The organism is Mycolicibacter acidiphilus (genome assembly GCF_018455725.1).
GTDB classification, from domain to species: Bacteria; Actinomycetota; Actinomycetes; order Mycobacteriales; family Mycobacteriaceae; genus Mycobacterium; species Mycobacterium acidiphilum.
This window is the reverse complement of the sequence record NZ_JAHCLR010000093.1, coordinates 1-7,371: the sequence shown is the minus strand read 5'-3', so window position 1 is coordinate 7,371 and position 7,371 is coordinate 1. Positions and strand designations below refer to the sequence as shown.

13 protein-coding genes are annotated in these 7,371 nt (G+C 68.6%); 1 reads left to right on the top strand and 12 read right to left on the bottom strand.

The annotated features are described in order from the left end of the window. From KIH27_RS21780 to rplN, 12 genes are all read right to left on the bottom strand, one after another. On the bottom strand, positions 1-313 hold a 313-nt coding region (locus KIH27_RS21780; protein ID WP_214095046.1), incomplete at its 3' end, for a hypothetical protein. Positions 314-593: 280 nt separating this feature from the next. Continuing rightward, positions 594-2,396, bottom strand: a complete 1,803-nt coding sequence (sppA, locus tag KIH27_RS21775) for a signal peptide peptidase SppA (RefSeq protein ID WP_214095045.1) — start codon at positions 2,394-2,396, stop codon at positions 594-596. A gap of 126 nt (positions 2,397-2,522) precedes the next feature. After that, positions 2,523-2,963, bottom strand: coding sequence for a 50S ribosomal protein L15 (gene rplO / locus KIH27_RS21770; protein WP_214095044.1), 441 nt, complete (start codon positions 2,961-2,963; stop codon positions 2,523-2,525). Further along, positions 2,960-3,145 (bottom strand): 50S ribosomal protein L30, encoded by a 186-nt coding sequence (gene rpmD / locus KIH27_RS21765; RefSeq protein ID WP_214095043.1) that lies wholly within the window; start codon positions 3,143-3,145, stop codon positions 2,960-2,962. Before rpmD ends, rplO begins: the two co-directional genes overlap by 4 nt. A gap of 2 nt (positions 3,146-3,147) precedes the next feature. After that, complete coding sequence (gene rpsE, locus KIH27_RS21760; protein ID WP_214095042.1) at positions 3,148-3,828, bottom strand: 30S ribosomal protein S5; 681 nt, start codon at positions 3,826-3,828, stop codon at positions 3,148-3,150. Between the two features lie 28 nt (positions 3,829-3,856). Then, a complete protein-coding gene (rplR, locus tag KIH27_RS21755; protein ID WP_214095041.1) occupies positions 3,857-4,264 on the bottom strand; it encodes a 50S ribosomal protein L18 in 408 nt (135 codons plus the stop codon). Between the two features lie 2 nt (positions 4,265-4,266). After that, the gene (rplF, locus tag KIH27_RS21750; protein WP_214095040.1) at positions 4,267-4,806 is read right to left on the bottom strand and encodes a 50S ribosomal protein L6; all 540 of its coding nucleotides are present in this window, start codon (positions 4,804-4,806) and stop codon (positions 4,267-4,269) included. A 21-nt stretch (positions 4,807-4,827) separates the two neighbouring features. Next, positions 4,828-5,226 carry a 30S ribosomal protein S8 gene (rpsH, locus tag KIH27_RS21745; protein WP_214095039.1) on the bottom strand — a complete coding sequence of 133 codons (399 nt, stop codon included), beginning with the start codon at positions 5,224-5,226 and terminating at the stop codon, positions 4,828-4,830. A 19-nt stretch (positions 5,227-5,245) separates the two neighbouring features. Then, positions 5,246-5,431: a type Z 30S ribosomal protein S14 gene (locus tag KIH27_RS21740; RefSeq protein ID WP_214095038.1), complete on the bottom strand. Its 186-nt coding sequence runs from the start codon at positions 5,429-5,431 to the stop codon at positions 5,246-5,248. A gap of 4 nt (positions 5,432-5,435) precedes the next feature. Then, the gene (rplE, locus tag KIH27_RS21735) at positions 5,436-6,035 is read right to left on the bottom strand and encodes a 50S ribosomal protein L5 (protein WP_214095037.1); all 600 of its coding nucleotides are present in this window, start codon (positions 6,033-6,035) and stop codon (positions 5,436-5,438) included. A gap of 1 nt (position 6,036) precedes the next feature. Beyond that, on the bottom strand, positions 6,037-6,354 hold the full coding sequence (gene rplX, locus KIH27_RS21730) for a 50S ribosomal protein L24 (protein ID WP_214095036.1): 318 nt from the start codon (positions 6,352-6,354) through the stop codon (positions 6,037-6,039). Further along, positions 6,355-6,723, bottom strand: a complete 369-nt coding sequence (gene rplN, locus KIH27_RS21725) for a 50S ribosomal protein L14 (protein ID WP_214095035.1) — start codon at positions 6,721-6,723, stop codon at positions 6,355-6,357. Between the two features lie 404 nt (positions 6,724-7,127). On the opposite strand from rplN, the gene KIH27_RS21720 reads away from it, so the two are divergent. Then, the coding region (locus KIH27_RS21720; RefSeq protein ID WP_372451449.1) for a hypothetical protein at positions 7,128-7,371 on the top strand (244 nt) is incomplete at its 3' end.

Below are 7,371 nucleotides of genomic sequence, written 5' to 3'. Positions count from 1 at the left end.
GGAACGGCAGCCAGAAGTCGGTCTGGAACGAATCGGCCAGCTGCGTGCCGAGGTCGCCCTGCGCGGCGCTGCCGGACTCGGTGACCCCGAACAGTCCGTCCCAGGTCTGCGCGAACGTGTCCGGATCGAACAGGGCGTTCCAGGTGCCCGGGTCGAAGATGTCATCGAAGTCGGCGCTCGCCGGCGTTCCGAGCCCGGGAGACATCCCGAACGCCAGGAACGCGGCGATCGCGCCCCCGGCACCGACCGCACGCCGGTGTGCCCGGCCACGATTCTGGGATTCCCGACGTCCGATGCTGCTCCGACGGTTCATGAGGCACTCCCATCGACCTAGCGACGCTGCTAGTGACACGAACTGAGATGAACCTAAAGCTAAGCCCTGAAACCAGGGACGCGCAGCGGTTCACGAGAAAATGTCTCCGGACACTTGAATGGACGTTTATACAGGTTCGCAGACCTGAAATCCATTGACCGGACGTGTTCGTGTCGACTACGATCAATCATTCATCGCAATGCGCGAAAATGGAGATCATGCACATCGTGTGATCACACAATGTGATAACGCACTTCTTATGTGATGGCCATGTCGCGTTCTATCCGCGCAACTCCCCCAGCCACAGCACGCTGGCGCCGGTCACCGACCGCTGCACCTGATCCACCGCGCCCAGCAGCGAACCGGCCAGCAGCGCGCCGACCGCATCCGACACCGAGGCCGCCGCCGGTTGCGAGGACGGCCGGGGCCGCAGGAACTCCCACAGCGAGGACCCCGGGTAGCTGACCGTGCGCACCTCGGCGTCGGCGTCTAGGCCGGCCAGCACTTTGGCCCGCCGAACCGCGGTGTGCAGCCCGCCCAGTTCGTCGACCAGGCCGTGCGTCAGGGCGTCGGCCCCGGTCCAGACCCGCCCGCGGGCCACCGCGTCCACCGCATCGGCCGACATCGCCCGCCCGTCGGCGACCCGGGCCACGAAGTCGGCGTAGAACAGGTCCGCTTCGGCTTCCACCTGCGCCTGCTGCGCGGCGGTGAACGGGGCGTTCGCCGACCAGGCGTCGGCGTTGGCGTTGGTGCGCACGCTGTCGCTGCCGACGCCGAGCCGGTCCTTGAGTTCGCGGGCCACCAACTTTCCGGTGACCACCCCGATCGAACCGGTGATCGTCCCCGCGTTGGCGACGATCTCATCGGCCGGCGCGGAGATGTAGTAGCCGCCGGAGGCCGCCACCGCCCCCATCGACGCCACCACCGGCTTGCCGGCCTCCCGGGCCCGCTGCACCGCCCGCCAGATCGACTCCGACCCGGTGACCGAACCGCCGGGGCTGTCCACCCGCAGCACGATCGCCGCCACGTCCTCGTCGGCGGCCGCCGCTCGCAGCGACGCGGCGATCACGTCCCCGCCCACGCCGCGGTTGCCGAACGGCGAGATCTGCGGGCCGCCGTGACCGCTGACGATCGGGCCCGCCACCGTCACCACCGCGATCACCGGTTTCGACTTGCGGCCCGGCAGGCTCGACAGTCCCGGCAGCCCCGACCCCGGCACCACCGGCCGGCCAGCGGTCGCATGGGCGTAGCGCGACAGGTACAGCCGCGGCGGAGCGTCCTCGCTGTCGGGGTCGCAGTCGTCGCGGCCGCCGGCCAGTTCGGCGATCCGGGCGTACGCCTCGTCGCGGAAACCGATGCGGTCGATCAGGCCCGACGCGACGGCGTCGTCGCGCAGCAGCGGGGCGCGGTCGGCCAGTTCGTCGACGGTCGGCGCCGTCAGTCCCCGGGCCTCGGCAACCGCGTCGCGCACCTGGATGTGCAGGCTCTCCACCAGCGCGGTGTCCGCTTCCCGGTGGGCGTCGGTGTAGCAGTCCTGGGTGAACATGTTCGCCGCCGACTTGTACTCGCCGCGGGCCACGAACTGCGCTTCGATCCCGGCCTTGTCCAGGGCACCGCGCAGGAACAGCGCGTTGGTGGCGAAGCCGATCAGCCCGACCGTCCCCGACGGCTGCAGCCACACCTCCCCGAACGCCGACGCCAGGTAGTACGACAGCGTGCCCGGGTAAGTCTCCGCCCAGGCCAGCGACGGCTTGACGGCGGTGAACTCCGCGATCGCCGCGCGCAGCTCCTGCACCGGCCCGGCCGCCCCCGCCGGCAGCTGCACCCGGGCGATCAGGCCGGCCACCCGCGGGTCCTCGGCAGCCCGGTGGATCGCCGCCACCACGTCGCGCAGCACCGGCGGCTGGCCGCCGGAGCGGATCAGCGCCAGCGGGTCGAAGGAGCCGGTCTCGTGCGGCAGCGCCTGCAGGTCCAGTTCCAGCACGCAGCCGGCCGGCACGCCGTGGTGGCGGGCGGTGTCGATGCGACGGTAGGCGGAGCGCAGGTCGTCAACACCGGGCACACCCGGCAGGAAGGAGAACATGGGGTCGACCCTACCGATCGATTCCACCCCCCGAGCAGACGCCAAAGCCCCCTTTGCGGCGTGGCAAAGGGGGCTTTGGTTGGGGGCACCTCCCGCTTGCGGGGGACTGCTCGTGCAGCGGGAGGGCTACAGCTCGGTGGCCGAGCCTCCGGCCGCCGCGATCTTGTCGCGCGCACTGCCGCTGAACTTGTGCGCGGTGACGTCGACCTTGACGGTGATCTTGCCGTCGCCGAGCACCTTCACCAGCGTGTTCTTCCGGACCGCGCCGGCCGCGACCAGCTCGTCGAGACCGATGGTCCCGCCGGCCGGGAACAACCGGTTGATGTCGCCGACGTTGACGACCTCGTACTCGGTGCGGAACCGGTTGCGGAAGCCCTTGAGCTTCGGCAGCCGCATGTGGATGGGCATCTGCCCACCCTCGAACCGGACCGGCACGTTCTTGCGTGCCTTGGTGCCCTTGGTGCCGCGGCCCGCGGTCTTACCCTTGGAACCCTCACCGCGACCGACCCGGGTCTTCTTGGTCTTCGACCCGGGCGCGGGGCGCAGGTCATGCAGCTTGATGGTCACTTGCCGACCTCCTCAACCTCAACGAGGTGGTGCACGACCTTGATCAGGCCGCGAGTCTGGGCGTTGTCCTCACGCACCACCGACTGGCGGATCTTGCGCAGACCCAGGGTGCGCAGGCTCTCGCGCTGCTTCCAGCGGGCACCGATGATGCCGCGGACCTGGGTGATCTTCAGCTCTGCCATGGTTACGCCGTGCCTTCCCGTGCGGCGGCTGCTGCCAGCGCCTCACTCTCCCGGCGCGCCTTCAGCATCGAGGCCGGGGCCACGTCCTCGATCGGCAGGCCACGCCGGGCGGCCACCTCTTCGGGACGCTGCAGCATCTTCAGCGCGGCAACGGTGGCGTGCACCACGTTGATCGCGTTGTCGCTGCCCAGCGACTTCGACAGGATGTCGTGCACGCCGGCGCACTCCAGCACGGCGCGCACGGCGCCACCGGCGATCACACCGGTACCGGGGCTGGCCGGGCGCAGGAACACCACGCCGGCCGCGGCCTCACCCTGCACCGGGTGGGTGATGGTGCCACCGATCAGCGGCACCCGGAAGAAGCCCTTGCGGGCCTCCTCGACGCCCTTGGCGATGGCGGCCGGGACCTCTTTGGCCTTGCCGTAGCCGACGCCGACCATGCCCTTGCCGTCGCCGACGATCACCAGCGCGGTGAAGCTGAACCGGCGACCACCCTTGACCACCTTGGACACCCGGTTGATCGCGACGACGCGCTCCAGGTAGTTGCTCTTGTCACCGTCGCGGTTGTCGCGGCCACCACGACCGCCGTCGCGGCCGCCCCGGCCGCCGCGGTTGTCGCGACCGTCGCCGCGGGGGGCGCTGCTGGTGTCGGGGCCGGTAGCCCCTGCAGTCTGCTCCGCCATCATGCGGTCCTTCCAGTCAAGTACGTCATCAGAACTTCAACCCGCCCTCGCGCGCCGCGTCGGCCAGCGCCGCGATCCGACCGCCGTAGGTGTAGCCACCCCGGTCGAACACCACGGTGTCCACACCGGCAGCCTTGGCACGCTCGGCGATCAACTGGCCGACCCGCACGCTGTGGGCCTTCTTGTCGCCCGCCACGCCACGCACGTCGGACTCGATCGACGACGCCGCAGCCACGGTGTGGCCGGCCAGGTCGTCGATGAGCTGAACGTGGATGTGCCGCGAGGAGCGGTGCACCACCAGGCGCGGACGCTCGGCGGTGCCGGCGACCTTCTTGCGCAGCCGGGCGTGCCGGCGCAACCGTGCGGTGCGCCGCACCTCGGAGATGTTCTGCCCGACCGGCTTGTGCGCCGGGGTTCCTGCTTGTGTTTGCGCCATCGCTACTTACCTGTCTTCCCGACCTTGCGGCGGACCTGCTCACCCTCGTAGCGCACACCCTTGCCCTTGTAGGGGTCGGGGCGGCGCAGACGGCGGATGTTCGCCGAGATCTGACCGACCTTCTGCTTGTCGATGCCCGAGACCGAGAACTTGGTGGGCGTCTCCACCGCGAAGGTGATGCCCTCCGGAGCCTTGATCAGCACCGGGTGGCTGTAGCCCAGGGCGAACTCCAGGTCGCTGCCCTTGAGCGCCACGCGGTAACCGACGCCGAAGATCTCCATCTTGCGGACGTAGCCCTCGGACACCCCGGTGATCAGGTTGGCCACCAGCGTGCGGCTCAGGCCGTGCAGAGCCCGGCTGCGCCGCTCGTCGTTGGGACGAGTCACCACGATGGCGCCCGCGTCGTCACGGGCCACCTCGATGGGCTCCGCGACCGTCAGCTCCAGGGTGCCCTTGGGCCCCTTGACCGACACGTTCTGACCATCGATGGTCACGTCGACCCCGGACGGGACCGGGACCGGCTGCTTTCCAATACGCGACATTGTTCTACTCTCCCTGTCCCGCTACCACACGTACGCGAGGACTTCGCCGCCCACGCCCTGTCTGGCCGCCTGGCGGTCGGTGAGCAGGCCCGAGGAGGTGGAGATGATCGCCACGCCCAGGCCGCCGAGCACGCGCGGCAGGTTGGTCGACTTCGCGTACACCCGCAGACCGGGCTTGGACACCCGGCGGAGGCCGGCGATGCTGCGCTCCCGGCTGGGGCCGTACTTGAGGTTCACCACCAGCGCCTTGCCCACCCGGGCGTCTTCGACGTGGTAGTCGGTGATGTAACCCTCGCGCTTGAGGATCTCGGCGATGTTCGCCTTGATCTTCGAGTGCGGCAGGGTCACCTCGTCGTGGTACGCCGAGTTGGCGTTACGCAGACGCGTCAAGAAGTCCGCGATCGGATCCGTCATAGTCATTTAGGCTGCTCCTCCACCCTCACCAGCTGCTCTTCTGCACACCGGGCAGCTCGCCGGCGTGCGCCATCTCGCGGAGGCAAATCCGGCACAGGCCGAACTTGCGGAGCACCGCGCGGGGGCGACCGCACTTGTTGCAGCGGGTGTAGGCGCGCACCCCGAACTTGGGCTTGCGTGCCGCCTTGATAACCAAAGCCTTCTTAGCCATGTGGTCAGTTCTCCTTGAACGGGAAGCCGAGGGCCCGCAGCAGCGCCCGACCTTCGTCGTCGTTCGTCGCCGAGGTGACGACGGTGATGTTCATACCGCGGGGGCGGTCGATCGAGTCCACGTCGATCTCGTGGAACACCGACTGCTCGGCCAGGCCGAACGTGTAGTTGCCCGAGCCGTCGAACTGCTTGGGCGACAGGCCGCGGAAGTCGCGGATACGGGGCAGCGAGATCGACGTCAGCCGGTCCAGGAACTCCCACATCCGGTCGCCGCGCAGGGTCACGCGGGCACCGATCGGCATGCCCTCACGCAGCTTGAACTGCGCGATCGACTTGGTGGCCTTACGGATCTCCGGCTTCTGGCCGGTGATCAGGGCCAGGTCGGCGACGGCGTTGTTGATCAGCTTGGCGTCACGGGCGGCCTCGCCGACACCCATGTTGACGACGACCTTCACGACGCCCGGGATCTGCATGACGTTCGCGTAGGAGAACTGCTCCTGCATGGTCTTGCGGATCTCTTCGCGGTACTTGACCTTCAGCCGCGGCGGGGTCTTCGCGGAGCCCTGCGCCTTGGCGGTGTCTGCGGTGTCTTCCACAGTCGTCATCTCAGATGTCCTTGCCGTTGCGCTTGGAGATGCGGACCTTCTTGCCGGTCTCGGCGTCCACCCGGTGGCTGACCCGGGTGGGCTTGCCGTCGGAGTCGACGACCATCACGTTGGAGACGTGGATCGGGGCCTCCTGGGTGACGATGCCGCCCGAGGACGCGCCGGCCTCGTTGGTCGAGTTCGCGACGTGCTTCTTGATCCGGTTCACGCCCTGGACCAGCACCTTGTCCCGGGTCGGGAAGGCCTTGAGGACCTTGCCCTTGGCACCCTTGTCCTTGCCGGAAATGACCAGCACCGTGTCGCCCTTGTGGACCTTCATCTACAGCACCTCCGGGGCCAGCGAGACGATCTTCATGAACTTCTTCTCGCGCAGTTCCCGGCCGACCGGCCCGAAGATGCGGGTACCGCGCGGGTCGTGATCGGCCTTGATGATCACCGCGGCGTTCTCGTCGAACTTGATGTAGCTGCCGTCGGCGCGGCGACGCTCCTTGACGGTGCGCACCACGACGGCCTTGACGACATCACCGCGCTTGACGTTGCCACCCGGGATGGCGTCCTTGACGGTGGCCACGATGATGTCGCCGATACCGGCGTACCGTCGCGACGAGCCGCCGAGAACCCGGATGCACAAGATCTCCTTGGCGCCGGTGTTGTCGGCGACCTTCAACCGCGATTCCTGTTGAATCACCAGATCTCCTCAATAATCGGGGCGACGCGCGACATGGCGGTGCCAGCCGGATTCGCCCCGGACGTGCATTGTCTATCTGTTCTTACTGGAGCCGATGAGCACGCAGGGCCAACTTTCGCTGGCCGAGGTCTGCCCACGGCAACCCCTAGAGCTTAGGGGACGGGGGGCGCAACGCCAAATCGCTGCTCCCGGGCCGACCCGGGCGCCGCACGGGTTGCACGCCCACCCCCGCGGCCGGGCAGAGTTCACCACCTTCACCTGGGGTTTCGGCGGACAACTGCGCGTGGTCGCGCGAACGGAAATTTTCCGCTTCGTAAACCGCAACTCCTTCTTCGGAGTAGCTTCACTACTTATTCAGGCTGGCATCAGCCGGCCGGTCGGGGTCGGGAAGCGGGTGGGCAGTCATGGTCGGTCGGAGCGGCAGCGCGCACACGGATCGCAGGGGCCGACGCCGGGCACTGGGCGCGGCATCGGCGATCGGGGCCTTCCTGACCTTCACCATGACGCCGCCGGCACAGGCCGATCCCGGCTTCGACGACCTCTTCGACCCCGCCGGCTGGGCGGCGCTGCTCTCCGGCAGTGCCGGATCGGACGACGTCGGCGCCCAACTCGCCGATTCGTTCCAGACCGACTTCTGGCTGCCGTTCC

Bases quoted from the DNA above. Each gene is read 5' to 3' on its own strand.
- rplX (WP_214095036.1), bottom strand. From the start codon at position 6,354: ATGAAGGTCCACAAGGGCGACACGGTGCTGGTCATTTCCGGCAAGGAC.
- rplE (WP_214095037.1), bottom strand. From the start codon at position 6,035: ATGACGACTGTGGAAGACACCGCAGACACCGCCAAGGCGCAGGGCTCC.
- rplR (WP_214095041.1), bottom strand. From the start codon at position 4,264: ATGGCGCAAACACAAGCAGGAACCCCGGCGCACAAGCCGGTCGGGCAG.
- rpsE (WP_214095042.1), bottom strand. From the start codon at position 3,828: ATGGCGGAGCAGACTGCAGGGGCTACCGGCCCCGACACCAGCAGCGCC.
- rpsH (WP_214095039.1), bottom strand. From the start codon at position 5,226: ATGACTATGACGGATCCGATCGCGGACTTCTTGACGCGTCTGCGTAAC.
- rplF (WP_214095040.1), bottom strand. From the start codon at position 4,806: ATGTCGCGTATTGGAAAGCAGCCGGTCCCGGTCCCGTCCGGGGTCGAC.
- sppA (WP_214095045.1), bottom strand. From the start codon at position 2,396: ATGTTCTCCTTCCTGCCGGGTGTGCCCGGTGTTGACGACCTGCGCTCC.
- KIH27_RS21740 (WP_214095038.1), bottom strand. From the start codon at position 5,431: ATGGCTAAGAAGGCTTTGGTTATCAAGGCGGCACGCAAGCCCAAGTTC.
- rpmD (WP_214095043.1), bottom strand. From the start codon at position 3,145: ATGGCAGAGCTGAAGATCACCCAGGTCCGCGGCATCATCGGTGCCCGC.